General features: G+C 38.1%; 25 protein-coding genes and 2 riboswitches. Of the genes, 17 read left to right on the top strand and 8 right to left on the bottom strand.

What is annotated here, in order from left to right:
* Nucleotides 1-46: 46 nt before the first annotated feature.
* Nucleotides 47-733 (top strand): phosphoribosylaminoimidazolesuccinocarboxamide synthase, encoded by a 687-nt coding sequence (locus ACZ5Q0_RS12885; RefSeq protein WP_446820259.1) that lies wholly within the window; start codon nt 47-49, stop codon nt 731-733.
* A 786-nt stretch (nt 734-1,519) separates the two neighbouring features.
* Here ACZ5Q0_RS12885 and ACZ5Q0_RS12880 read toward each other — a convergent pair.
* A complete protein-coding gene (locus ACZ5Q0_RS12880; protein ID WP_446820260.1) occupies nt 1,520-2,875 on the bottom strand; it encodes a YjiH family protein in 1,356 nt (451 codons plus the stop codon).
* Between the two features lie 746 nt (nt 2,876-3,621).
* Here ACZ5Q0_RS12880 and ACZ5Q0_RS12875 point away from each other — a divergent pair.
* From ACZ5Q0_RS12875 to cas2, 9 genes are all read left to right on the top strand, one after another.
* The gene (locus tag ACZ5Q0_RS12875; protein WP_446820262.1) at nt 3,622-4,317 is read left to right on the top strand and encodes a CRISPR-associated endoribonuclease Cas6; all 696 of its coding nucleotides are present in this window, start codon (nt 3,622-3,624) and stop codon (nt 4,315-4,317) included.
* Between the two features lie 16 nt (nt 4,318-4,333).
* Nucleotides 4,334-6,202, top strand: a complete 1,869-nt coding sequence (locus tag ACZ5Q0_RS12870) for a hypothetical protein (protein ID WP_446820263.1) — start codon at nt 4,334-4,336, stop codon at nt 6,200-6,202.
* Entirely contained in the window at nt 6,203-7,165 is a 963-nt protein-coding gene (locus ACZ5Q0_RS12865) for a type I CRISPR-associated protein Cas7 (protein ID WP_446820264.1), read from the top strand. It begins immediately after the preceding gene.
* Nucleotides 7,166-7,183: 18 nt separating this feature from the next.
* Nucleotides 7,184-7,933 carry a type I-B CRISPR-associated protein Cas5b gene (gene cas5b, locus ACZ5Q0_RS12860; protein WP_446820265.1) on the top strand — a complete coding sequence of 250 codons (750 nt, stop codon included), beginning with the start codon at nt 7,184-7,186 and terminating at the stop codon, nt 7,931-7,933.
* Between the two features lie 43 nt (nt 7,934-7,976).
* On the top strand, nt 7,977-9,299 hold the full coding sequence (locus ACZ5Q0_RS12855; protein WP_446820266.1) for a CRISPR-associated endonuclease Cas3'': 1,323 nt from the start codon (nt 7,977-7,979) through the stop codon (nt 9,297-9,299).
* An 85-nt stretch (nt 9,300-9,384) separates the two neighbouring features.
* Complete coding sequence (locus ACZ5Q0_RS12850; RefSeq protein WP_446820268.1) at nt 9,385-10,518, top strand: hypothetical protein; 1,134 nt, start codon at nt 9,385-9,387, stop codon at nt 10,516-10,518.
* Nucleotides 10,515-11,009, top strand: coding sequence for a CRISPR-associated protein Cas4 (locus tag ACZ5Q0_RS12845; protein WP_446820270.1), 495 nt, complete (start codon nt 10,515-10,517; stop codon nt 11,007-11,009). The genes ACZ5Q0_RS12850 and ACZ5Q0_RS12845 overlap by 4 nt, the downstream gene beginning before the upstream one ends.
* 15 nt (nt 11,010-11,024) lie before the next feature.
* Nucleotides 11,025-12,026 (top strand): type I-B CRISPR-associated endonuclease Cas1b, encoded by a 1,002-nt coding sequence (gene cas1b, locus ACZ5Q0_RS12840; protein WP_446820271.1) that lies wholly within the window; start codon nt 11,025-11,027, stop codon nt 12,024-12,026.
* 27 nt (nt 12,027-12,053) lie between these two features.
* Nucleotides 12,054-12,302, top strand: a complete 249-nt coding sequence (gene cas2, locus ACZ5Q0_RS12835; RefSeq protein ID WP_464827166.1) for a CRISPR-associated endonuclease Cas2 — start codon at nt 12,054-12,056, stop codon at nt 12,300-12,302.
* Between the two features lie 307 nt (nt 12,303-12,609).
* Here cas2 and ACZ5Q0_RS12830 read toward each other — a convergent pair whose 3' ends face one another.
* From ACZ5Q0_RS12830 to ACZ5Q0_RS12820, 3 genes are read right to left on the bottom strand one after another with little or no spacing between them, the layout of a single operon-like run.
* Nucleotides 12,610-13,266: a formate dehydrogenase subunit gamma gene (locus tag ACZ5Q0_RS12830; RefSeq protein WP_446820273.1), complete on the bottom strand. Its 657-nt coding sequence runs from the start codon at nt 13,264-13,266 to the stop codon at nt 12,610-12,612.
* Nucleotides 13,267-13,278: 12 nt separating this feature from the next.
* A complete protein-coding gene (locus ACZ5Q0_RS12825) occupies nt 13,279-13,641 on the bottom strand; it encodes an iron hydrogenase small subunit (protein WP_446820274.1) in 363 nt (120 codons plus the stop codon).
* A 13-nt stretch (nt 13,642-13,654) separates the two neighbouring features.
* Complete coding sequence (locus ACZ5Q0_RS12820; protein WP_447182583.1) at nt 13,655-14,818, bottom strand: [FeFe] hydrogenase, group A; 1,164 nt, start codon at nt 14,816-14,818, stop codon at nt 13,655-13,657.
* A gap of 277 nt (nt 14,819-15,095) precedes the next feature.
* Nucleotides 15,096-15,216: riboswitch (molybdenum cofactor riboswitch) on the bottom strand.
* A 55-nt stretch (nt 15,217-15,271) separates the two neighbouring features.
* Nucleotides 15,272-15,393, bottom strand: a riboswitch (molybdenum cofactor riboswitch).
* A gap of 459 nt (nt 15,394-15,852) precedes the next feature.
* Between ACZ5Q0_RS12820 and ACZ5Q0_RS12815 the strand changes: the two genes are divergently transcribed.
* Entirely contained in the window at nt 15,853-18,612 is a 2,760-nt protein-coding gene (locus tag ACZ5Q0_RS12815; protein WP_446820278.1) for an AAA family ATPase, read from the top strand.
* A gap of 56 nt (nt 18,613-18,668) precedes the next feature.
* On the opposite strand, the gene ACZ5Q0_RS12810 is transcribed toward ACZ5Q0_RS12815, so the two are convergent.
* The gene (locus ACZ5Q0_RS12810) at nt 18,669-19,472 is read right to left on the bottom strand and encodes a TerC family protein (protein WP_446820279.1); all 804 of its coding nucleotides are present in this window, start codon (nt 19,470-19,472) and stop codon (nt 18,669-18,671) included.
* 520 nt (nt 19,473-19,992) lie between these two features.
* Between ACZ5Q0_RS12810 and ACZ5Q0_RS12805 the strand changes: the two genes are divergently transcribed.
* The 3 genes from ACZ5Q0_RS12805 to ACZ5Q0_RS12795 all read left to right on the top strand — a co-directional run bounded on the left by ACZ5Q0_RS12805 (nt 19,993) and on the right by ACZ5Q0_RS12795 (nt 21,433).
* Nucleotides 19,993-20,307 carry a YbjQ family protein gene (locus ACZ5Q0_RS12805; protein WP_446820280.1) on the top strand — a complete coding sequence of 105 codons (315 nt, stop codon included), beginning with the start codon at nt 19,993-19,995 and terminating at the stop codon, nt 20,305-20,307.
* Nucleotides 20,308-20,321: 14 nt separating this feature from the next.
* Nucleotides 20,322-20,477: an HRDC domain-containing protein gene (locus ACZ5Q0_RS12800; protein WP_446820281.1), complete on the top strand. Its 156-nt coding sequence runs from the start codon at nt 20,322-20,324 to the stop codon at nt 20,475-20,477.
* Nucleotides 20,478-20,659: 182 nt separating this feature from the next.
* Nucleotides 20,660-21,433, top strand: coding sequence for a CAP domain-containing protein (locus ACZ5Q0_RS12795; protein WP_446820282.1), 774 nt, complete (start codon nt 20,660-20,662; stop codon nt 21,431-21,433).
* 327 nt (nt 21,434-21,760) lie between these two features.
* Here the strand turns inward: ACZ5Q0_RS12795 and ACZ5Q0_RS12790 are convergent, their stop codons facing one another.
* The 3 genes from ACZ5Q0_RS12790 to ACZ5Q0_RS12780 all read right to left on the bottom strand — a co-directional run bounded on the left by ACZ5Q0_RS12790 (nt 21,761) and on the right by ACZ5Q0_RS12780 (nt 24,379).
* Complete coding sequence (locus ACZ5Q0_RS12790; protein WP_446820284.1) at nt 21,761-22,996, bottom strand: PucR family transcriptional regulator; 1,236 nt, start codon at nt 22,994-22,996, stop codon at nt 21,761-21,763.
* Between the two features lie 145 nt (nt 22,997-23,141).
* Nucleotides 23,142-24,008, bottom strand: coding sequence for an IS3 family transposase (locus ACZ5Q0_RS12785; RefSeq protein WP_464827279.1), 867 nt, complete (start codon nt 24,006-24,008; stop codon nt 23,142-23,144).
* A 53-nt stretch (nt 24,009-24,061) separates the two neighbouring features.
* Entirely contained in the window at nt 24,062-24,379 is a 318-nt protein-coding gene (locus ACZ5Q0_RS12780) for a transposase (RefSeq protein WP_447182485.1), read from the bottom strand.
* Nucleotides 24,380-24,454: 75 nt separating this feature from the next.
* Here ACZ5Q0_RS12780 and ACZ5Q0_RS12775 point away from each other — a divergent pair, with 75 nt between their 5' ends.
* The 3 genes from ACZ5Q0_RS12775 to tnpB all read left to right on the top strand — a co-directional run bounded on the left by ACZ5Q0_RS12775 (nt 24,455) and on the right by tnpB (nt 26,248).
* Nucleotides 24,455-25,354, top strand: coding sequence for a sigma-54 interaction domain-containing protein (locus tag ACZ5Q0_RS12775; RefSeq protein WP_447182851.1), 900 nt, complete (start codon nt 24,455-24,457; stop codon nt 25,352-25,354).
* Nucleotides 25,355-25,595: 241 nt separating this feature from the next.
* Nucleotides 25,596-25,898 (top strand): IS66 family insertion sequence element accessory protein TnpA, encoded by a 303-nt coding sequence (tnpA, locus tag ACZ5Q0_RS12770; protein ID WP_464827088.1) that lies wholly within the window; start codon nt 25,596-25,598, stop codon nt 25,896-25,898.
* A complete protein-coding gene (tnpB, locus tag ACZ5Q0_RS12765) occupies nt 25,898-26,248 on the top strand; it encodes an IS66 family insertion sequence element accessory protein TnpB (RefSeq protein ID WP_446818711.1) in 351 nt (116 codons plus the stop codon). Before tnpA ends, tnpB begins: the two co-directional genes overlap by 1 nt.
* Nucleotides 26,249-26,259: the final 11 nt, after the last annotated feature.

The following is a 26,259-nucleotide window of genomic DNA, read 5'->3' as shown; positions in this document are numbered from 1 at the left end:
AGGTAAACTATTTATATTCCAAATTGTTAGGAAGGGATAAATACTAATGAAGCTAGTTTACGCAGGTAAAACTAAAGATGTATATGCTTTAGAAGATGGAAATTATCTTCTCCAATTTAAAGATGACGTTACTGGGGAGAATGGAGTCTTTGATCCGGGAGCTAATACAGTTGGCTTAACTATCGAAGGAGCTGGAAAGGCCGGACTTAGATTAAGCACGTTTTTTTTCGAATTATTAAAAGAGCGGGGAATTCCTACTCATTATATTGATGCCAATATTGAAGCGGCAACCATGACCGTAAAGCCGGCCGCCGTTTTTGGTAATGGATTAGAAGTAATCTGCCGTTACAGGGCCGTAGGTAGTTTCTTGCGTCGTTATGGGGCTTACGTAGAAGAAGGTCAGCCACTAGATGCCTTTGTGGAAGTTACTCTTAAAGATGATGACCGTCAGGATCCTCCCATAACAGAAGATGCTCTAGATATGTTAGGTATTCTTTCATCCGCAGAATACCAGGTAATTAAAGGGCTTACCCAGAAAATTGCCGCTATAGTTAAAGAGGAACTGGCTAAAAAGGGCATTGAACTATACGATATCAAATTTGAATTTGGCAGACTGGGAGAAGATCAGGAGATTGGCTTAATTGATGAGATTTCAGGGGGAAATATGAGGGCCTACAAAAACGGCCAGTATATTGAACCTCTGCAGTTGGAAAGATTAATGCTGGCGGACTAGATGAATTTATTATCTGCTCCACCTGCCGGTTTACAAGGCGGGGAAGAGGCACATAAAAGTTTCCATCTAATCAGGGGCTATAGGAAACATGGCAGTAGGGCCTGCTCTAGGGGCTTAAGATAATCTTAATCTAGTTAAATTCTAAAAAAATATCCCGTATCACTGTAAAAGATAAGTGATACGGGATTTTGCATTTTACACAGGAACAAACCGCAATAGGCCTGCGGGAAACACCTCCAAAAGATTACGCAATTTCATTATTGCCCGCAGGAAGTGCAGGAAGCACATCCTCCTTCAGAGGTAGGCTCTATATTAGGAATTACCCGGAAAAAAGTCTGGTTTCCGTACTCAACTGAGCTAATGGAAAAACCTTTGTAAAGTTCTAACAGGTTTTCCGCAACTACAAAGCGCAGCCCGTTAATTTCTTCGGTTTTGTCGCCCTGACCTGGCTCATCCAGAGCCAGACTAAAACTGCTGCCGCCTCAACCAGCCATCTCATAAATGCGCAGGCTGGTTAGATCAATTTTTTGATCCTTCAGAATCTGCTTAATATCTTCTATGGTGGAGGGGGTTGTATGAATCATCGCCATGCTATATCTCTCCTTTTTCCTAGACTAAGGGTGTTTTAGAACAAATAATTATTATCATTTTGTCTTAATACCCTGCAGGGGTATTGTAACATCCTTAATAGTCGGTTTACAAGCTATTTCAATCAGGAATTACATGGTGCTATGATTTGTATTCCTAGGTTTTATAGATTGGTATGCCAAAACATATCGTAATTTTTTAAAAAATCAGATACCCCAACCCTACCGTAACCGGTATGGCGATTAAAGTTCTTAATAGAAATATCATGACCAGATCGAGAAAGTTTACCGGCATTTTTGATTTTAATATTAATGGTCCTGTCCCAGTCATGAAGATGATTTGTACCAAAGAAACAATTAATATTACAAATTTCGTGAACTCTGAACCAATTCCGGCCCCTACAATTATAGGCAGAAAGGCATCAAAAAATCCGATCACCATAGCCGGGGCAGCGGCAACTGCTTCTGGTATACCTAGACTACTTAATATGAAAATAAAAGGGTAAGCCAGCCAATCTACCGCCGGAGTATGCTCAGCAATAATCATAGCAATAGTTCCCAGCACCAGTATAAGTGGTTCCAGTGTAAACCATATATTGCCGGTTAGTTTTAAACCGGAAAACCATTTCCATTTTCCTGGTGGAGTTTCGTTACGGCTTACTGCTGCCAGAACAGCTCTGGTAAGAATTCCTGCCTGGGAATTTTCATTTTCATAGCTGCCGGAATGGGGGACAAGATAGTGTTCCGGTTTACGGCTTAAAGGTGGGATTCTAACCATGATAAAGTTGGTCAGAAACCCTACTACTATAAAAGAAGCATAGACGGTAGTAAACATTTGAGGAATGCCTAGTATTTTACTAAATACTACTACCATTGGAATCGAAGTAACTGTAAAACCAGTAGCAATAGAAATAGCTTCACGACCGGTATAATAACCTTTCTCATACTGCTGACTGGTAAATGCCACCCCAAAAGTAGCACTACCCATCCAGGCAAGTGCACAGTTTACGGCGGCATGACCGGGTATTTTAAATACCGGGCGTAAGATAGGGCTCATCAGGGTACCGATGAATTCCATCAAGCCAAATTCAGTAAGCAGTGGGAATAACAATCCCGCCCACAGGAAAAAGGGAGTGAGATTAGCCAGCAGGTTATTTAGCACTGATCCTCCGGTATTTTCTTCCCATATCACCTCAGGTCCGAGATTTAAAAAAATCAAAATCCCCAAAATTACCGCACTTATACGTACCGCAACCATAAAAGGAGAGGTAACAAATAAATCTTGCCAGTAACCTTTAAAAAACGAGGGCTTAATAAGTCCCAGTACTGATACTATTGCCGATATGGACAGAATGACTATTATACAGGGAATTAAGCTAGTTCCTAATAGATTACTAGTCCAATTAATCAATAAGTTTAAAAGCAGGGTAACTTGACCGTCGATGGTAAAAGGAATCAAGAATAATAATAATCCGGCAGTCGATGGTATAGCAAACCTTAAGAACTGTTTGCGGGTAATATCCTCCAGGTAGGAATAATTGTTACGATCTTCCATAATTCCTCCAGTTCTACAAAAAAATATTATGAATATTTTAAAACTTTGGTAAGACCATCTTCACTATTGTAATAAAAGCTGATCAGATTCACCAGAAAGAAGATGGAAAATGTAAATTTTAAAAGCTGGGGGAAGAATTTATTTGTAATAGAAATTTTAAAAGTCGAAACGGGTTTGGCAAATATTTGCTATAATTTGATAAAAGGATTGGAAAATCATTATGGGATTAAATTATGTTGAAATCAATAATGAATTGCACCCATTTAATATAAAGAAATCAACGTAGATCCTGGTTGCGGCTAGCCAGCTTAAGGAGTCGTTACTTACTCTCTAAAGTTCTGGTGCTTTAAATCTTAGCTAGGGGATCAAAGGAACATGGTAACAAGGATAAGCCAGCTGATTTACCACCGGAATATTTTAGCAATAAACATAGTAATAGTAGGAGCACCAGTATAAGTGGTTCCAATGTAAACAATATATTGCCAGTTGGTTTTAGGCCGGAAAGCCCATTTTTTCTTCTACCTAAAATACACTATGTGTTACGGTTAAAAAGTTAAGGAAGCATACTGAAGCATGCTATTGAAAAAAACATAATTTAAATATATCTAATACTAAGGTTATTAGGCGAATATAGCATAACATATCTTTTTAGATTACACTATTAAAAATAGTAATCTCATATGTATTTTTAAATAAGGTATGATATAATTGTGTTGTATAGTTTTACCATAGGAGGTGAAAAGAGGTTGTACCTTAATGAAGCAATTATAACAGTTTTTTTAAAAAAACCCCTCTTTTTTCAAGATGTGCAGGAGGAGATTGGAAAGTATATCAATCGTTCTATGATGGAAAACCATAACTTAACCAACTTACATGGAACTGATGGTTATAAGTTTTATGTATTTTCGGGTCTCTGGCCCCTCGAAAAAAACAAAACTTATCAGGCTGGAAATGTCTATATTTTTACAATTCGTTCATTAAGGGAAGATTTTATTGATCAAATCATTCCATGTATACGAAAAAATGATAACAAAATATTTCAAGTGTTGGCGATTGAAAAAAAACGATTCTGTCGCCGGTTTATACAGGAACTGTATACATTAACCCCTTTTGTCGTAACGATAGATGGGAAGCCATGGATGCCTGAACAGCATGACTTTGATTTGTTATTGAACAGGCTACATGGGAACGCTGAAAAGAAATATAAAAAGTTATTTGGTGAGGAGGTGTTTAGAGATTCATTTATCCAGGGTATTTATCTATTAAATAACAAACCACTTGTAATGCATTATAAAAATATTTCTGTGCTTGGGCATAAGGCTAGAATTGTAATCAATGAAGATGAGCAATCGCAAAAACTAGCTTTCACCGTACTTGGTGCAGGTCTTGCCGAGAAGAACTCTGCGCTGGGAGCGGGCTTTTGCCATGGAAAATTTGTTTAAATAAGGAGGTGTATTTGTGCTAAAAGATTTTGCTCCAGTTTTTGCTGATGAAATGGAAATACATCCTGAAACTCTATTTGACAACTATATCTTAAAAGAGGGACTGTATATACGTTTTGATTTGGAAAAATCTCTGGAAGAGAACACCAGGGATCTAGATTACATGATTGTTGCCAAAAAAGAGGAACTAGATCCAAGTAAAAAAGAATTGGCTAATTGGATTAAAAGACGTGATTACTACAGTAGTGTTCTTAATGATGATATGAACAAATGTTTGGATCTGCCTGCCCGCAAGGTACACAATACTAATTGTTTAACTCTTTTTTGGAAATCTGATTTATTATTCGGTAAGAATCCGACCTTTAAACCAGCAGAACTACAAGTTCATATTGATAACTTTTTTAATAAAGGACTTAGTTCAACAAGGGAGACCTTATTAAAGGTATACCCTATTACAGGGTCAACAAAGGCAGAAAAAGCGAGAAACACACAACAACGGGAGAATTTTTTCGCCAACCAGTACGCTGATTTGTTAAAACATCTTAAATCAAAATACAGACAGGATATCTTTGATAGGGCTAGAAAGTTCTGGCAGAAGCATTTTGTTGATTTTGCTATCTTCCTTAATAATTTTAAGCAAACTAATCCATTTTCTAACTATATAAAAGTTTTCTTTGTTGCTACTGAAGATTTTTATCAAAAGGAATACCAATTATATATGATACCCAGGATTTTTAATATTAATGATTTTAATGTGATAAAAGGCGATCGTATTTACGGATTACCTGCCTACGATGTAAGTATGAATTCGAAAAAGCCATTTTTAGAATTGAAAACCATGCGAACAAAAGTACCGACCAGAGTATCCCTTGAGGAAGCAGTTCTTATAAAGAATTTTTATAAATGGTTGGAATCAAAAGGGAAAATGAGCGAAAAGGTTCTTTCGATGCACAGCCCTTTTTCTCCCGTAGGGGATGATAACGATGGAGCCTTTCATATTCGACTCGATAGTAGTGGTCAGATAGACTATTTTGAAAATGTCCCTTTTAAATCTCCTGCTAATTGGGATATAGAAGTCGATAATATTTTACTCCGTCAAGAAAAAGAAAAGAAAACAGGAGTCTGGTATACGAAAACATATGATACTATCCAGTCCACGGGCGCTTTACACAAGCAAATCAGTAAATGTTTTTTTGCTGGTAGACTAGCAACTTCATTTTTAAATAGTGATATTCCTAAAGTAAAAGGAAGTGTCTTTACATCTCACATGCAATCGATTTTCGTAATAACCAGACAGTCTTTATATGACTTTCTCTATAAGGGGACAACCATAAGTATTCGCCCTTTTATTTTAAAATATTCACGCCAGCTTATAGAGGAGCAGCTTTGTAAAACGGTTGAGGGTTTAGCGCTTTACCAGCAGGCAGATGCCTTTAACTTGCGTTTGGCATTAATGAAACACCTGGGATTAAAAGAAGGGGAAGAGGTGGCTACTTTGATAAATCAAGCCTATGGCAGTTTAACTAAAAAATTAAATAGCAAAGACAAACTGGTGACCTGTGCTAACAACGAAGAATTTGCTTTTCTAGCTGGTCAATTAGCCTTTTACTTACTGGCACAATCGAAGGCTGATCGTAAAAACCTAGGTATGATGGAACCAATCTTACGAGCTAAGAACGTAGCCATACTAAAACGACGTCTTGAAGATCTGTTAGACACATATGGACATGAAATAGCACTAGGTAATGTTCGTTTCAGGAATGGCTTTTCTATGGTTATGGGTTATGAAACCAATATGAAACTAGAAGGTACTAACAGGGATATGCTTTTGGCAGGTTTAATGGCGAAAAATTTATTCTATGAAAAATCTGGGGAGGAACTATAAATGGCTAAAATGATAAAACGTGTATACGGATTAGCAGGGATTGGTTGTTATATGGCAAACTGGAATGCCGACTTTACCGGTCGTCCTAAAACAACAAGTGATGGAAGTATTTTTGGTAGTGATAAGGCCTTTAAATACAGCATTAAGCGCTACTGGGTAAACCAGGGCGAGAAAATACTATATTTTAAATCCTATATCATAACTGATAAAAAAGGAAAGAGCGAAGAAAAGGAAAAGCTGCAGCCGAAAGAACTCAGTCAACGTTATGAGGAGATTTTTGAAACAGAACTACTAGCAAGTACTAAATCATCAGAAGTATTGGGGAATCTTTTTTCGGCGTTAGATGTACTGAATTTTGGTGCCACATTTGCAGTTGGAAAACAGAATATAAGCCTAACAGGGGCAGTTCAAGTAGGGCAGGGTATGAATAAGTTTGAGGACAGCAATATTGAGGTACAGGACATTCTTTCCCCTTTTCGTAATCCCAAAAAAGAAGATGCTGATGCATCTTCACTAGGCAAAAAAATCGTGTGCGATGAAGCACATTATGTTTATCCATTTAGCATAAATCCAAATAATTACGATGAATACATTCCAATGCTCGATGGCTTTGAAGGATATACCGAAGAAGCCTATGAAAGGTTTAAAGAAGGTGCCCTGCTGGGGGCCACCGCATTAAATACCAATAGTAAGGCAGGCTGTGAAAACGAAATGGCTTTGTTTGTTACTTGTAAAGAAGGTGACAACCTCTATTTACCCCATTTAGATGGCTATGTAAGCGTTTTTAAGGAAAACAAGGAAGACAAGATAATATACGACTTTACTATTCTAGAGACTTTCCTGGCAGAATTAAAGGAACATATAGAAAGGGTTGAACTTTATTATAACCCCTATAAAGTTGATGTTAAACTTGACAGTAACTGGTTTGCCAAAAGTCATATATATACGCGGGAAGCGCTTTAATTGACGGGGTGTGAGCTAATGAAAGCTATTGCATTAGAGATAAGCGGTAAAACAGCCTGTTTTCGCAAACCTGATGTTAATGTTAACGTATATTTTACGTACAACCATATACACAAGGTAGCTTTGCTGGGCTTGTTTGGAGCTGTACTTGGGCTGGGCGGGTATAATGCCCAAAATAGGGCCATAAATGAGCAAGATATTAAATCAGAGAACATATATCCGGATTTCTACATTAAGTTAAAGCACTTAAAACTTTGCATAGTTCCCCATGGTGATCGGGGCTACTTCTCTAAAAAAATCCAAACCTTTAATAACTCAGTGGGTTATGCATCACAGGAAGCAGGAAAAAATCTTGTAGTAAATGAACAGTGGTTAGAAAACCCTTGCTGGACCGTATATATATTTGATGATAATAGTGAAATGTATATTAGGTTACAAAAGGCTCTACTAACAGGTCAATGCAAATATATTCCCTACTTGGGGAAGAATGATCATTTCGCCAATCTGACCAATGTACGATCCATAGAATTACAACCGGCAAAAAAGTTTACCCAAATAGACTCCTTATTTGCTTTGGGAAAAACCGAATTTCAAAAACGTTTTACTGGGCAACCGTTTTTTTACAAGGAGTTTTTACCGATTGCGTTAGATGAGGTAACAAATGGCTATATTTTTGAAAACATGGCCTTTACCAACAGAAAAATACAAACATATAACGAAGGGGAAAGTCTTTATATAGGTGAGAATAAAAACCTGTTTTTCTTTTAAAAGAGGCTTCCCCCCTCTTTTTTTATTGTTAGGGAGGATGTATATGGTCCATATTGATGACTATCTGGATTTACCATGCGGGGAAATTATTTATGCCCATGAAGGGGAAACATTGGTCGAGCATGCCAATGTGGTAATGTATTTCTATCATAAGTTAGGGCAAGAAAATGGCTTGCACCTGCAATTGGAAAAAATCATCGCGACACTACGTTTCCAGAACCAATCCCTTCCTTTACCGGAAAGGACAATGATTCGCAGATGGTTTGAACAAGCAATATATTTACACGATCTAGGAAAAATAAATCCGGCTTATCAACGCATTAAATTAAGTAATAATACTATCCATTTTATTGATAGAGAAACTGATCACAAACATTCATTACTTTCGGCCCTGCTATATTTGCATCTATTCTTACCTGAAACAAATAAGGTTAGTAACGATGAGCTTCGAGGCTTCATGCGACATGTACTATTTGTTTTTGCCTACATGATATCCAGACATCATACATTTTTGCAACACGTATCCGATAAAGATGACAAGTTTTATGTGAACCTAAAAGGATTACTAAGACGGGTTACAAAACAGCGGAATTATATAAGATATTATAGGTACCGGGAAAATCTCTGTGCTAACTTTGAACTAAGTCTCTTTAAAAAATACCAACGTTATGATGACGAACATGAACTATTCTCCTTGTATATACTGGCTAAACTGCTTTATTCCACCCTGGTAGCCTGTGATTTCTACGGGACCTACACTTATACAAAAAACGGACAAAAGCCTGAATTTCATTATTTCAGCCAACAGGATATTTCTAAACTTGATAGTTCGTATAAGGGAACAGAGCTTTACCAAGGGATTAGAGCGTATAAGAAAGATAGTGAGCATTTTATCGCAAATCCCATCAATGCGTTAAGATCGGATATATTTATGGATGCTGAAAATGAACTATTAAGAAACCTAGATAAAAACATATTTTATCTTGAGGCCCCTACCGGAAGCGGTAAAACAAACGTTTCTATTAATCTGGCCCTGCGATTACTAGAAAACGATCCTGGGGTTAACAAGATAATATACGTATTTCCTTTTAATACTTTGGTGGAGCAAACTAAATATAGCCTGGATAAAGTTTTTCCTCAAGAAATTCAAAATGATTATCGTATTCAGTTAATTAATTCGATAACACCTATTGTAAATGACTTGGAAAAAAAAGAAGAAGAGGATTTTATTGATTATCAAGAAGAAGTATTACGCCGCCAAATGCTTCAATACCCGATTACGGTCACCTCGCACGTAAATTTTTTTAATTATCTTTTCGGTACCGGTCGCGGAATCAAATTTAGCCTTTACGCATCTGTGCAATAGTGTAGTTATCTTAGATGAAATCCAAAGTTACCGTAATGATATTTGGGTAGAAATTATTCATTTTCTTAATGCTTTTAGTCAATTCATGAATATTAAAATTATTATTATGTCAGCTACATTACCAAAACTTGACCGACTCTTAGGTGAAAATGAGGTTACCGCAGAACTTCTCCCTAACTGTCGTAGGTACTATGAGAATCCTCTATTTAAAGACCGGGTACAGGTGAATTATGACTTACTTGATAAAGGTAAGATTTCTATTGAAGAATTGCAGGATTATATCGTGTCGCTGCACCAGAATCATGGACCAAGCCGGATACTTATAGAGTTTATAAATAAAAAATCAGCTCGTTCATTCTATCATCAGTTATATGAGAATTATCAAGGCATCGTTCCTGTCATAGAATTGACTGGTGATGACCATCGCTATTATCGTCAAAAGATTATTAACATGTTAAATGAGAAGGATGCCGATAAAAATTTTGTTCTTAATGATGTAATAGTGGTCGCTACCCAGGTTATTGAGGCCGGGATCGATATTGATATGGACCTCGGGTTCAAAGATATTTCTTTGCTCGATGCAGAAGAACAACTGATGGGAAGAATTAATCGTTCTTGCTTGCGTGAAGACTGTTGGGTTTATTTTTTTGATATGGATAATGCAAAACCAATTTATAAACATGACTTTCGTTTGGAAAAAGATCTAAATGACAAGAATCTTCGTCGACTACTCAGGAACAAGGATTTTGGAGAATTTTATTCATTGGTTTTACAGCGATTAAAAGAATGTAAAAATGAACGAAACAATAACCACATAGATGTTTTCTTAAATAAAGTAAGGCAGCTCGATTTCCAGGAGTTAGCTGAAGATATGGAGCTAATCGAAGATACCTCCTGCACATTGTTTATAAATTATAAGCTCCAGCTCGATGATGGCAGTGTATTAAATGGACAGGAAATATGGGAGCAATTCAAGGAACTAATTTATGACCAGGAAATGGAGTATGCGGAACGCCGGGTGAAAATATCAGCCATACAAGAAAAGATGAGTTTTTTTACATTTTCATACAAAGGCAGCCCTAAATTGTATGATGATTGTATTGGAGAAACCTATTACGTATTTAATGGTGAGTTAATGATGGAAAGTGATCCATTAACAAACATGAAAAAATTTTCTCTAGAAAGGTATCAAGAGGCAAGTGAGGGGCTGTGCTTATGAATATTTCTGGTACTGTGATTAATTATTATTTTCATTGCCGAAGGCAATGTTGGCTTTTTGCCAATCGCATTAACATGGAGGACAATAGCGAGGACGTACGTATCGGCAAGGTTCTTCACGAATTAAAACTACAAGATAACAAGCAGAGTGAAGTCCTTATCGGAAATATAAGAGTTGATAAACTAACCAACGAATATCTTGAGGAACTAAAAAAATCGGATGCGGATGTAGAAGCAGTAAAATGGCAAACCCTATATTATCTCAAGGTATTAAAAGGAAAAGGGATTAAACGCAACGGAAAAATCATATTTCATGAAAAGAAGAAACAGACTCATAAAATCGTGTATGTTGAATTGACTGAAGAAATCGAAAGTCGACTTGATCGAATTATAAAAGAAGTTGATGAATACATTCAAGGCCCCTTACCGGATTCTCCAATTTCTAGTGCGAAATGTAAGCGATGTTCATATTATGAATATTGCTTTATTTAGGGAGGAGGAGAGCATGTGCCTAAAGCAACAAAATACTTGCTTAGTATGGGAGAGCTAAAGCGCAAGGATAATAGTCTAGTATTCAAAAACGATATTGGCAATATCTACATACCCATTGAAAACATTCGAGAAATTTACTGTCTAAATGAGATTAACATGAATACAAAAGTTTTAGATTTGCTGTCTAAAGCCGGCGTAATCGTCCATTTTTTTAATTTTTATGGTTATTACACAGGTACATTTTATCCACGTGAGCAATTAGTTAGCGGTAGGTTGACTATTATGCAGGCTAAAGCTTATGAGGAACGAAGAATGGAAATTGCGAAGTCAATAGTAAATGGAATTGCTGATAATATGCATTATATAATCTACCATTATTATAAGCATGGAAAAGAAGAGGTAAAGCCATTTCTAGACTCATTGAAAAAAGACGTACCAAAATTTTTACAAAAAAACTTAAATATAAAACAGGTCTTGTTTATTGAGGGTGAAATGTGGCGAAGATTTTATGAATCGTTCAAGTTTTTTCTCCCCGAAACATTTTTAGTGAACAAAAGGGTAAAACGTCCTCCAGATAATCCGATGAACGCCCTTATTTCTTTTGGCAATTCAGTTTTATATAGTAAGACTGTATCGCAAATTTATAGAACCCATTTAAATCAGACTATAAGCTTTTTGCATGAACCAGCAGAACGACGTTTTTCATTATCTTTAGATTTAAGCGAAGTATTTAAACCAATCATTGTATATAGAACCATTTTCGATAATGTCAATAACCGGAAACTAAGTGTTGAAAAACATTTTGATAAAAAATTAAACTACGCAATGCTGAATGAATCTGGACGTAAGATATTTATCCAATCCCTTGAGCAAAGATTTGATTCTGTAGTAAATCACCCACAGTTAAAGCGTAAAGTTAGTATGGAAACGGCTATTCGCTTAGATGCGTACAAGTTAATAAAATGTGTATTAGAGGGGAAAAATTTCAGGCCATTTAGTATAAGGGAGTCGATGTAATGGCAGCAAATAAACATAACTATAATTATGTTTTTCTTTTTTATGAGGGTTCAAAAAATTTTTAAAATTTGTAAAAAGTATCTTTACCATCATCAAAAATCTGTATTTCGGGGACCTATTACCCCTTCTAATTTAATGAAGCTAAAAATGGAATTATACAAAATAATCAACCCAGATGAAGATTTTATTTCTATTGTTAAATTTGTAAGTGATTATTATTTTGATGAGGAAACTTTGGGAACTAATCATAAAGATAGTGAGTCGCTATTTTATTAATTCCCAAGTATCAGTATAATTAAAGTGTAATAAGAGTCGTGAATGGCGGGCCCTATAATAAAAACATTATGATTTTTTCTATTATGGATTACCAGTTGGTAAAAATCATAAGAAATGATGGTTAAAGGAGGGATAGAGCCTTACGATATAATTTGAGAATACCATTTTTACTGTGGTGGAACCGTAACATAAGATGTATTTAAATATTACTGATACAAATAATATAAAAAGTATCCCGTACCACCCTAAAAAGTGATACGGGATATTTAGCTCGACTAAATATAAATATAGTTATCTTATTTAATAGTTAAGCCCTTTTTTCCAGAGTAGCAAACCAGTTGCCGTTATGTTCGGAAGAAAAGGCGGCATCAACGTAACCGTCCAGCATCATAGATCCAAATTCCACCCTGGACTTTGGGTGGATGGCCGCCAGGAAGAAGTGTCCACCAATAGCTAGTATCATAACAACAGCATCCCAAAAGTGAATAGTATAACAGAGTTTGAGTAGCACGGCAGGTAAGATACCACGCCACAACCACATGGGAAAACCGGTTATCACCAGCAGGATACAACCCATGATAACCAACCATCCCAGCAGTTTTTGACCGGCATTATATTTATCCTGAGGTGGTACATAACCATGGAGAAAAGGTAGGTAACCACCCATAGTTTTAAGCCACTGGATATCGTTTTTGGTAAATGTCGAAATAGTATCGATAAATTTGGCAAATCTTTCAAAGTTAAGTAGAATATAAATGGCGGGGCCGGCCGCAAAAACTACTCCAGCCCACCTGTGCACCAGTGAGGCATTGGCTGCCCCGCCAAATATATTGCTTATTCCATTCAGATCAAAGTAAAATCCAATACCGGTTAGTCCCAAAAGCAGGAAGCAGATTAGATGAATCCAGTGCATAGTGCGAGTTTGCTCACCATGTTTTAAAACTTTGCCTTGAATGTCACTCATTTTCTTCCCCCCCTATACAGCATTTTTAAGCGTATGCTGCTGCAGTTCTTCAATCAACCCCGGGATATCTTTACCATACCTGGTATGGAGCAGGTGATGGGCTTTTTCACTTACTGGCTTCACTTCTCCGGGGGATAGGAAATCTTTATACAGCTGGATAATTTCTGGATTTTCATGAGATTTTCTTATAGCCATTTTTTCATCCAGACTGTAAAGTCCCGCCGCCCTTTCAGAAATGTAGTCGGAACTGGCGGCAAAAACGTCTACCCCAATTTTGGCCATGACACCTGCAAATATTGCTGTTACGGCCAGCATACCAGTACCTTTAACAAACTGCCTTCTGGTAATACCAGCTTTTTCGGAAAATATGCTCATTCTAATCCCCCCCTCAGTAGGTGTCTCTTCTTATCGGTTGTCCACCGCCGTTAATGCAACCACCGGGACAATTCATGACTTCAATGAAATGATAGTTACTACGTCCATTAAGAACATCTTCTATAATGTTGTCTACATGTTTGATACCGGTTACAATGCAGACATTAACTGGAATTACTTTACCAAGTTGTTTAACCGGGATTTCTACCGTGGCTTCCCGTACGGGCTGCATGCCTCTAACAGCTTTAAATTCAACTTTATCGAGGATTTCACCGCTTAAAAGTTCGTAAGCGGTACGTAAAGCCGCTTCCATAACCCCACCAGTCGCTCCGAAAATAGTAGCTGCACCAGTTGATAATCCAATAAAACGATCAGCTTTTTCATTTGGTAAAGAAAGGAAATCAATTCCAGCTTCTTTTATCATTTGGGCTAGTTCGCGGGTGGTAATCACTGCATCAACATCCTGAAAACCGCTGGCTATCATTTCCGGCCGGCTGCATTCGTATTTTTTAGCGGTACAGGGCATTACCGACACTACGAATATATCGGTCGGGTTAACCCCCAGCTTTTCTGGTAAATAAGTTTTAGCAATAGGGCCAAACATTTGCTGTGGAGATTTGGCCGAAGATATGTAGGGCAATATACGGGGAAATTTATCTTCGGCATATTTGATCCAGGCTGGACAACAAGATGTGAACTGGGGTAGAGGCCCTATGTCTTCATATCCTTCAACCCCCAGGGCGTTAAAAACCCGGTAAATGAGTTCGGTGCCTTCTTCCATGATAGTAAGGTCGGCAGTAAATTCGGTATCAAAAACCTGGTCAAATCCTAGTTTTCTTAGGGCAGCATACATTTTTTCCTTTACATTAGTGCCGGGAGGTTGTCCGAATTCTTCCCCCAAAGCCACCCTAACTGCAGGGGCTTCCTGTACCACTACAGTTTTGCGCGGATCTTTAAGAGCCTGTTTGACCTGTTCTACCATACTGATATCTTCTATGGCCCCGAATGGACAGCTTATCAGACATTGTCCGCAATTAATACATTTACCCACATTAATCTGGTGCTTCTGGCCTAAGGTACCACTGATAGCACCAGTAGGGCAAATGAAGGAACAATGGTCACAAGCTTTACATTGGCTTGTAACCTTGATAATGCCCTCACTGACTACTGTGTTCAAATCAATCCCTCCCCATTGTGTAGTCTATCAGGCTATTTTTGATAAACTATGTCACCTCCTTGTTAATGATTTTATCCTAGACTTCGGGGGAAAATAACTTCCCCCGCTAGTGGAGGATCTTATTATATGTTCCGGGATTATTTATAAGTAAAATTAATCCCGGTGATTTTTAAAAGGTACCCGCTTGCGGGGATGCAAGCGGGAAGAAAAAGATTGGGATTGAATAAAAAATAGTCGCATCTGGTAAAAAAGACACGACTATTTATTACCTGTTTTAAGCAGGTTGGTCATATCTCCTTTCCAAAACACGGGAGGCACAACCGTTTCCAGGTGCACCCATCGGCCCAAAAACCATAGCCTATAGCCACAGGCTCAGAGGCTCGGAGAATTATTAAATTATAAATTAAAATAAGGACAGCACGTTTTGCAAAAAGAGCATACGAAAGCTGTCCTTTTATTTCCTCTTTTACTCCTTTCCAAAACACGGGAGGCACAACCGTTTCCAGGTGTACCCATCGGCCCAAAAACCATAACTTATCGCCACAGGTTTAAAGGGCTCGGAGTTTATATTTAGTTTGGATAAGTTTAGCATAAATGGTACTATTAATCAACACTTTTTGGCAATATTTATGATAGCTAATCTTTTTGGTTCCTGCCGTATCTTAAATAAAAAGCAGTTTTGCAAACGTTTGCCCGCAGCTTCTTGCTATCAACTCCTATATATTAACCTATGTTCTTTTGAACAATTAATGCATCTTTTCATCTGGATGCATAGATATAAAATATATAGCCCTATTAGAAGGGGAGAAAGGCAAAGTAAGGGGTTAGGCAAAACCTTCCCACCAAAGGTAATTTAAGGGCTGCTTAAGAAAGGGATTTCCTTTTTTAGCAGCCCTTTGTTAATGAAATATTCCAATTAAACTGGATTTCATTATAAACTAATAGTATGTATAGAAAATCCCCAACCGGGGAGGGGAGTGGTACCAGGTTTAAAATGAGGGGAATCATGACTTATAAAAGGGGAGGCGAAAATAATGGACCAACTCATACAGGTATGTGGTGACCCTACAGTAGATTGGTTTAGAATCCATAACGAAGATATCATTGTACGAGGCGGAGTATATTACTGGAAAAAACAAAATGAGGTTTCCAGGGTACGATTAAGTTCAAATCCAGGGGGAACCGCCATGATCCTCCGATTGCTAAATGAAATGATTTCTGAAAAATTGGCTAGAGTTGAAGGAGTAACCATAGATGAGGAGTTACTGAATAGACCTAAGGATAATAATATAACGACCTCCTGGACAGTGTGGAAGGATTTTGTTAACCCAGGTTTTGTCCATAGCTCTTTTCGTTTAGAAAAATGGCTTGAATTTGAACCAGGTAACTGGGATTATGCTTCGGCAAAGCTAAATGGCTATCCAGATTTATTAATAATTCATGATAGTGATCTGGGCTTTCGTAATAATAAAGAGGGATGGCCGGAGGTTTTATCTGACGATTCCGGAGAAAAACTACCTGGTGATATTATATATAAACTAGGTCAATATAATGATGATCCTAGCAATCCTTTGCTTGCTAGGATTGCTGAATTAGGGTTAGCAGATAAAACCACCATATTAACTACTTTAAGCGACCTGCGTTCCTGTGCTGTCAAGATAGGAATATCATTGTCATGGGAAAGGATGCTAGACGAGGTAGTTACGGCTGTATTCAGTACGCAGTGTCCTTTTGTTGACCAGGAAGGTAAACATTTAAAATATAAACAGGTTATTGTTAGTATTGGTGCTAGTGGGGCTGTAATTGTCGGCAAGGATAAAAGCACCTTAATTTTTGATCGCAGTGGCCAGGAAGGTGATTTTGCCAGCCTGTTTCCCGGACAAATTATGGGTTACAACACATGTTTAGTAGGGGCACTGGCGGCTGACTGGGCTCAAAACCCGGAAACAATAAATTGGACCCAGGCGACCTGTACTGGAGTTAAATTAGCTCGTAAACTTCATGTTCTTGGTTATGAAGTTATCGAGTGCGATGGAAATAAACATCTGCAATTCCCGGGTAAAGCCATTGCTAAAACCTACTGGGAGTTAAGATCTACTGAAAAGAAAAAAGAAAGTGTGCTCTATAAGCAGATTGGTGATTTGGGAACCTTTACTCTGGAAAACCATATCCTAACCAGTAAATTGAATCGGGACAATTGGACTATTCTGGAAGAAACTTTACTAAAACAACAGCAAGCTGAAGGATTCTCACACGATCCGCAGAGCGCTGTCAATGAATGTGCCAGAGACATTGTTATTAAAGGAGCCCTGGAAGCCCTAGCTGATGTTCCCATCGAAACAATCGGTGCCTGGTCCAGTGCAGACCGGCAGGAAATAGAAGGGGTACGCAGCGTAAATAATGCCATGAAGGATTATCTGGGAATAAAGAATCCGGAGTTACCCCTTTGTGTTGCGGTATTTGGGCCTCCCGGATCAGGTAAATCTTTTGTGGTGAAAGAAATAGCCAAAGGGCTGGGTATAGCGGAAGATGCTCAGTTAACATTTAACCTTTCTCAATTTGAGTCTTACGAAGAGCTGCAGACCGCCTTTCATCAGGTACGAGATCTTAATTTAAAAGGCAAACTGCCTTTGGTATTCTGGGATGAGTTTGATACACCTTGTGCCGGACAGCCCTTAGGATGGTTACGCTATTTCCTGGCTCCCATGCAGGATGGAGTATTTACTGATCAGGGAGTTTCTCATCCTTTGGGTGGCGGTATTCATGTTTTTGCAGGTGCCACTAGATATTCTTTTCAAGATTTTCAAATGGGAGACAACCTGGAGGATCGTAATGCTAAAAAGCCAGACTTTATCAGTCGATTACGTGCCTATATAAACATCAAAGGAATCAACGGAGATCCGAACACAGTGGAAGATAGGCTTTACACGATCCGCAGGGCCTTTATTTTAAGACAATACCTGGATACTTATGCCCCTCAGATTAAAACCGATGATGAGTTTGAAATCGAAGCCGGCGTTCTGGATGCTTTCTTAAGGGTAACTAAGTATTCTCATGGTGCCCGGTCAATGGAAAATCTGATTAAAATGAGCAGTATAGCTGATAAACGTAAATTTGAATTATCATGTTTACCACCTGATCATATTTTAGGAATGCATGTAAATGTTAAAGAATTTAATGATTTAACCTATTTAGGACACCGAGAAATGCTCAGAATCGGTGTTGTAGGACATACCAAGCTGGATCAAAGCCAGATAGCTAAATTAGAGCAAGCCGTAGATAAAGTGATTGGTTTTATCGAAAATCGTGTACCCAAGCACTATATGACAGTTTACTCTTCATTAGCAAAGGGAGCTGACCGTATGGTAACCCGTCAGTTATTAAACCGGAAAGCATCCCAGTTAATAGCGATATTGCCGATTTCTAAGGATAAGTATATAGATGATTTTGGCCCATCTGACGATTATCGTGTCGATAGTGAGGGAGCAGCACTACGGCAGGAATTTAAGTACTGGTTATCACAGCGAGCCATTGAAGTTATTGAAATGTCTCCTTCACCTACCCGCTGGGCTGCATACCTTAAGGCCGGGCACTTTATTGCTGAACAAAGTGATATTCTAATTGCAGTATGGGACGGGCAAAAGCACCAGAATTCAGTTATCGCCCCAATTGTCGATAGAGCCGAACAACTCAATAAACCTATTTGCCATATCTGGGCAGATAACTACAAAGCAGGTCCCCCCCAGACCAGTATAGGACTAAAGCTCGGAGAAACAACCTACAAGAATTTCTAAAAAAAGGAAGCAAAGGGGCGGTCCCTTTGCTTCCTTTCCTTAGTATTTATAAATATTTATACTGCCTTTTTAATCGCAGCTGCATTTTGTACCGTTTTTGATTCATCTTTGGATAGGAACCATCCTGCTACAGCGATAGTTATTAAAACTAACCAGAAAGTTATTTTCCAAACTGGTGAATGGGGTATAGTAGGGGATAGGACATGTAATCCTGGGTGGGCCAGCGAATGAATTGCCAGTTTAACCCCCACCCATCCTACAATTAGATATGCAGTAGTTTCTAATCCTGGTTTTTGTTTTAGCAGGCTTATTATATATGTAGCAGCAAATCTTACACAAATGAGACCTATAAAACCACCTATAAAGGCGACTAAGAATTGAGCACCATCCATACCGCCAATGTTAGGCAGATTTGTAACCGGAAGGCTAACCACTAATGCTATAGCAGCTAGAATAGAATCTACAGCAAAGGCTATATCAGCCAGTTCAACCCTTAATACCGTTCCCCATAAGCCAGGGGCTTTTTTAGATCTACATTTAGTTTCATCCTTAGCATCACCGGGTTTATTATCTTTAATATGACTTTTATAAATATGACTAACAGCGATAAACAATAAGTATGCTGCTCCTATAGCTTGGATTTCCCATAGATCAACTAGGTAGGAGATAACAAAAAGAGAGGTAAAGCGAAATACAAATGCTCCAGCCAGTCCATAGAACAATGCTTTTTTAGTTTGTTCATCAGGTAAATGCTTAACCATAACCGCCATTACTAAAGCATTATCAGCAGCTAATAAACCTTCTAAGGCAATGATTATTAACAATGACCAACCATATTGAAATAATAAAGCCGATTCCATTATATAGCCTCCTTACAACTAGCTAAATTGTTTAGTAGGAACAAAAAACGGCCCTCCATTTCTGTGCAAAATAAAAAAACCTATGGCACTACATAAGAATGTGCCATAGGTCTCGTTTAGCAAAATAAATACTTTGCCCGATAATACCAGACAAAAAATTGACGAGATTGTTGATATTATCCGCTGAACTACTCCCCTATGTTCTTTTGTTATAATAAACCAAATTTTTGTTATTTTCAATAGGGTACTATTTTTTAATTGAATCCACATTAAGCGGGTCGGTTAACAATCAACTATATCTGTCTTTATTTATAGATTTCCCACGTCTAAAGATCGGCATTTTCAATAAGTAATGTCACTAAAGCACCTTACTAATACTTTTACCCGCGACAATTTTTTAACCTAGTGAGCGGCTGACTGTTTCAGGCTAGGTGGACTTAGAAAATTTTGTATAATGATCTTCGGCTTATGATAAGATTATGATAATATATTTTAAAATTGAAAAGGAGGATTTTCATCTATGATTCTGACAACTACACCTGGTATAGAAGGCCAAACCATCCGTGAATATATGGGCCTGGTGGCTGGTGAAGCCATTATGGGCGCCAATGTAGTTAGGGATATATTTGCTAGTATCACCGACATTGTAGGGGGACGCTCCGGTGCTTACGAAACCAAACTAAGCGAAGCCCGCCGGATTGCTATTGATGAAATGACCGATAAGGCCCGTCGGCTAGGGGCCAATGCTGTGGTAGGTATTGACCTTGATTACGAAGTAATCCGAGACGGGATGCTGATGGTATCCGCCAGCGGTACTGCAGTGAAAGTCGGTTAAGTTGCCAAAACAGGTTGCCGTATTATATATATACCAATGCTCAGCTCGAAGAAATTATTGCACTAATGCCGGAAACATGTCAGGAATTAATGCAGATTAAAGGTTTTGGAGAAAAGAAATGCAGTAAATACGGAGATGCTATTATAAATATTGTTAATAAATTTAAATAAAAACCAGATTAAACGTGATGGTGCCATAAACCACCTACTAAATCCACTGGCAAGTTTTTCCGGCAAGTGTGTTCATTGCCCAATACTCCCTTAATTAACCTATCTTGGATTAATACTGGTAGAATTTTCAACTAGCCATACGGTAATATATTCAGTTAATTTAAGGAAAAGGAGGTATGGCTATGAAAAAAATTCTAGTACCTGTTATAGCCCTTTTTCTTATCCTGGTACCCATACATAGTCTCAAGGCTGAGACAAATCAGGTATGTTCATCCCAGGGTACACGGCTGGTATTAAGGAGCGATTTATGTCGTTCAAGAAGTACCAGTGTCAAGCACCAATTCCCGACTATACGGATCCCAAGATGGGATAATGCTGATCAAAAGAGTGTAAGAGTAATCTACAACAGCAGAGGGAAAACATTGACCCGGGTTCCTTCACAAACAGTACCGGTGCCAAAGCAACCGACTTTTCAACCGAGTCCGGTTCCTGCAAAACCGGCACCTGTATCGACACAACCCTTGGCTCCAACACCTGCACCCGAGCCAACTCCGGCACCAGCACAGGAACCGGCAAATTTCTCTGCTATGCAAAAAGAGATGCTGGGTTACATAAATGCGGAAAGGGCATCTGCCAATTTGCCTTCGTTAACCCTGGACCAAAAGCTATGCCAGGGAGCCTATCTCAAGTCACGCGATATGGCAGTTAACGGATATTTCAGTCACACTTCACCGACCTATGGTAGTCCCTTTGAAATGATGAAAAGTCAGGGTATTACCTATAGGACAGCAGGGGAGAATATAGCTAAAAACACTAGTGTAAAAGGTGCCCATAATGCATTTATGAATTCAGCAGGTCATAAAGCCAATATTCTTAACCCGGGATTCGGTAAATTAGGGTTGGGTTTTTACCAGGAAGGACAGTATTTGTATGTTACCCAATGGTTTACAAACTAAAACTTATGAGCGGTAACTAAAAGGGAAAAAATCAGGGGGCAGTTTTGAAGCAAAATTGCCTCCTGATTTTATTACCAATGCTATGCCAGAGAGCCTATCTTCAAATCCTGGGACATAGCATTAATAGCGTTTTCAGCCACAAGTCACCGGCTCATGACAGTTGTCTTTAGATAACAAAAAGGGCGAACATAGCAAAAAGCTAGCGTTAAAATGCCCAAAATGCATTTTTAAGATGCGGTAGGTTTAATGCCAGGGTGGCCAGCTTTATAAAAGGGTATTGGTAGGGCTATTTTTAAGAATAACTAAATATCCAGCTAAATACTTATTTTAACCGCCAATATTGACCGGCTTAAACCCAGTTGATATTTCTTCTGCCTTCATAGTATCTAGGTAACCTGTAGCCTTAAGGGTATCCCACACCTTTATAGCAGTATACAATTCTACTCGAGTCTCCATTTGCGAAAGATCGACATTTAAAATCTGTTCAATTTTGTTCATCCGGTAGTAAAGAGTATTAACATGAATAAAGAGGCTGTCAGCGGTTGATTTGATATTTACGCATGAATCAAGTAATTGCCGTAATGTAGGCAGTAACTCACCTTCATTTTTACAATCATGTTCAACTAATAAACCTATCCTTTGTAAACAATAATCTTTGATGGCATGAACATCCTGGGAGAAAACACCATAATACACTCCTAAATCTGAAAACTTTTGAATTAGACTATTTTTACCGGTTAAATGAATAAGAGCAACAGTTATGCGAGCCTCATGGTAGCTTTTTAATATATTACTAAGCGGGTAGATTTGTCCTATGCCAATACAAATCCTAATTCTAAAGCGTTCCTCAACCATTACTTTATAATTAGTAATATTTTGCGGCAAAACAGCCTTAAGGTTGTGCCATTCTTTATCTCCCTCATAAACAGGAATTAGCATAATTAGACATTCATTACCTATAACCGGGATTATGTCATAGCCTTCTTTTTTAAAAAACTCATTAGAATATGACTTAAGCAGATGCCAATCAATTTCATCATACGCAGATTCTTTACGGACTAATAAAGCAAAATAGGATTCATAGATATTTAAATTTCGTTCACTTAATTGGAGAATATCTTCCATGCTAGAGGTACTTTGGCCTAAAAAGTATTGTTGAAGAGCTTTCTCGAAGGATTTTTTGTTTTTGTTCAATTTACAGAAGTAACACTTTATAGCTAATCTCGTTACTCTAAGAACCGAGAGGTAAGAAAAAATCTGGGGTTCGCGGCCTTTAACTACAACATATGCACTAGAGTTATTATAGTTAATACGATAATAAAGTGTTTTGCTTTTTTTATTAAAATAATACTCTCTACGCTTAGCTTGACCGGGAATATTGATAAAGAAATCATCAACACTAATATGACAATCACTTATCTCCGGATAATAAATACGCCCATTATAATCAGCAATTATTATAGACGTTTCCAGAGTTGATTCAAGATATGATGCAACAAAAGCTAAACCTTGGTCTAATACTCCTTCTATTAAAATATATAGGTTTTGGGGTTTATTAGACATTATGCCACCTCTTTTGCTTAATCATATTAGCCTAAGTAATTGCAAGAAACCGGACTGACCCCCTAATATTGTACAAAAACTCTTAATGTCTGGCTGATACTTAGAATTTGAAAATTTATATAAACTGGCTTTGCCAGGATCATTATTATACCCTTACAGACTGGATTTTTAAGGATTTCTGCTGTAACAGGTGGTACGCTTCATTTGGAGTATGATATTTCAAACTGGAATGAATCCGCACTGCGTTGTAGTCTTTTATGAATTGGCTTACCGTATCGTAAGCTTCGGCATAACTTTGGAATTCATGCTTGCTCAGACATTCTCCTTCTAGGATGGCATTGAAAGATTCAATGTGAGCATTTTTATTGGGTGTACGACAAGGAATACGCTCATGTTCAACGCCGAATTTAATACAGCTTTCATCAAAATGATGACTGATAAACTGTGGCCCATTGTCACTTCGGATGACTAAATCATCGGTTCCATATACCTGACGTTTAAACATGGCTGCCTGTACAGTACGTGCAGCATCCTGAGCATTACAGTTTAGGCCGATGTGGTAATCCACAATAACCCGATCAAACACGTCTATGATAGGCAGAATATAAAAGAAACGGTTTTCTCCAGTAATATAGCCGTATTTGAGATCGATTTCCCACAGACGATTTGAAGAAGTAATTTCATGGTTCCGTGCCAGTCGTCTGGGATGCTTTGCTTTAAGTTTACGCTGCGGTTTCAATATATCCAGTTCTTTACACAAACGATATACTTTCTTTTTATTGATGATAAGCTGGTATTTCCGTCTGAGCGCCCAGGTTAATTTGTGGTAACCATAGTATTCTCCTTCAGCGAAGATGAGTTCACAAAGCCATTCTTTAACCTGTTCATTGCTTACAAATCTGCCATCGTTAGTGCAGGTACTTGCAGTTGTCGGGTGGCCGCCTCTGTGATTAAGTGCAGAAACTGGATGCTTCAAATGGTAATAGTATGTTGAGCGGCTAAGCCCGACCAATCGCAATACAAGGGTTTTATGATATCCTCTTGATATCCATTTGCTGGATATATCTACTTTATCTTGAATTGTGGGTTCGTTTTTTTTACAAGATCCTTAAGAATGGCTATTTCAAGGTCTTTTTCGCCCAGCAACTTTTTAAGTTTCTCGTTTTCAGATTCCAATGCTTTAGCGCTTTGATTATATGGTCCGATTCTAACAGGGATTGGTCCTATTCCAATACTATTGTGATTCTTATGTTCTCTAACCCAACGACTGACCATGTTGGCAGATAAATCATTCTTCCGGGCCACAATAGCGGCATTGCCAACTTCCAGAGATTCTTTAACAATCTGATCTTTAAATTCTTGTGAGTACCTTTTACGTTGCATATTGCCCCCTCCTGTTTTAAAAGGTACCAGATTAAGATACTTTGTCCAAGTCGGTTAGGGGGCTAAAGAGAATCTATTGAAAAAACCCGTAAATTTGCCAGTTTGGACTTTAACATTCTTATCCAAGGGGAGAGTGGAACAGGTAAAGATGTATATGCTCAGGCCGTTCATAATGAAAGTAGACCCGATGGCCCCTTTGTGGCGGTAAATTGTGCCGCTATACTGCGAACTTTAATTGAAAGTGAGTTATTTGGCTATGAAGGAGGAGCATTTACAGGTGCGGAGAGACAAGGAAGGCCTGGGAAAATAGAATTAGCTAATAATGGCACCCTGTTTCTTGATGAAATAGGAGATATGCCTTTAGAGCTGCAACCAGTTCTCTTACGGGTATTAGAGGAAAAACAGGTGATGCGGGTTGGCAGCAATCGCTACATACCAGTTGATTTTAGATTAATTACTGCAACTAATAAGAATTTACTAGAGTTAGTAGAAAACGGTGATTTTAGGCAGGATTTATACTATAGGTTAAAAGTATTGGAGGTTAATATTCCTCCTTTACGGGCTAGGGGACAGGATATATTACTATTAGCACAACATTTTGTAGAGAAAATCGCCCGGCAAAAAAACAATTCCGCCCCAGTTTTAAGCGATTTGGCTATCATTTATCTTTTAAAGTATGATTGGCCAGGTAATGTTAGACAGTTAGAAAATGCCATGTTCTACGCTGTTACGGTATGTAAAGGAAACATTATAAAACCTGAAGACTTACCTGCGGAAATATTAGAAAAACTTAATATTGCTGAACCTGCTAATAGTACTAATAATGCCGACAATAAACTTTCTATGCAAGACGTAGAAAAGGTTATGATAATAAATGCTTTAAAACAGACGGAAAATAATGTATCAGAGGCTGCCAAACTATTAAAAATGAGCCGTTCCACCTTATATCGTAAAATTAAGCTTTATGAAATATAATCGATTCCTATGAATAGAAAAAAAGATAGGGCCTGAAAAAATCAAGCTCTATCTTTTTTCTATTTGTAAGCGTCAAATAAATCGTGACGTGGCTTTAGCAGTACAAAAAGTTGTACAATCATGATGACAAGGTTGAAAAAGTTTAAAAAGTTTAAAAAGTAGGCCAACTAATTCAACACGAAAACGGAGTGATTGTATGGACACACAAAAGGTTACTGCGGAATACCGATTATTACACTGGATGAAAGTGATACAAGAACGGCAAAACAGCGGGCAAAACATTAAGGAATTCTGTGAGTCAACTGGAATAAGTAGACACGCATACTATTACTGGCAACGGAAGTTACGACAAGCTGCATGTGCAGAGCTTTCAAAGTTAGAAAAGCCCGTTAACTATGTTCCAGAAGGATGGATACAAATTGCCCAAAGTCAAAAAATAAAATCAACACTGGATATTGAAGTCGGCGGGTGTCGTGTCACTGTAGATGAAAGTACTGATCCAGAATTATTAAAAAAAGTCTGCCGCGTATTAAGGGTGCTGTAATGAGATGGAGCGAAAAACCTGTATACCTATGTTGTGGATATACAGATATGAGGAAATCGATTAACGGCCTAATGACCCTGGTTAAAGAAAGCTTTTCCCTTGATCCGTTTTCGGAGGCGCTGTTTGTCTTTTGCAACCGGAATCGGGATAGGATAAAAATCCTGGAATGGGACGGCGATGGATTCTGGCTGTATTTCAAGCGCCTGGAACGCGGACGTTTTCGCTGGCCAGCAAAAGGAGATGCCGCTACTATGGTGCTTGATGCCAAAGAACTATCATACCTAATAGAAGGTGCGAAACTAGAGAAAAAGCTTAAGAGGAACGAAGTATTAGAGCGGCAAATTTCTTAAAATAGATATCA

This window comes from Syntrophomonas erecta subsp. sporosyntropha, assembly GCF_055395365.1.
This window is presented reverse-complemented; position numbering and strand designations above follow the sequence as displayed.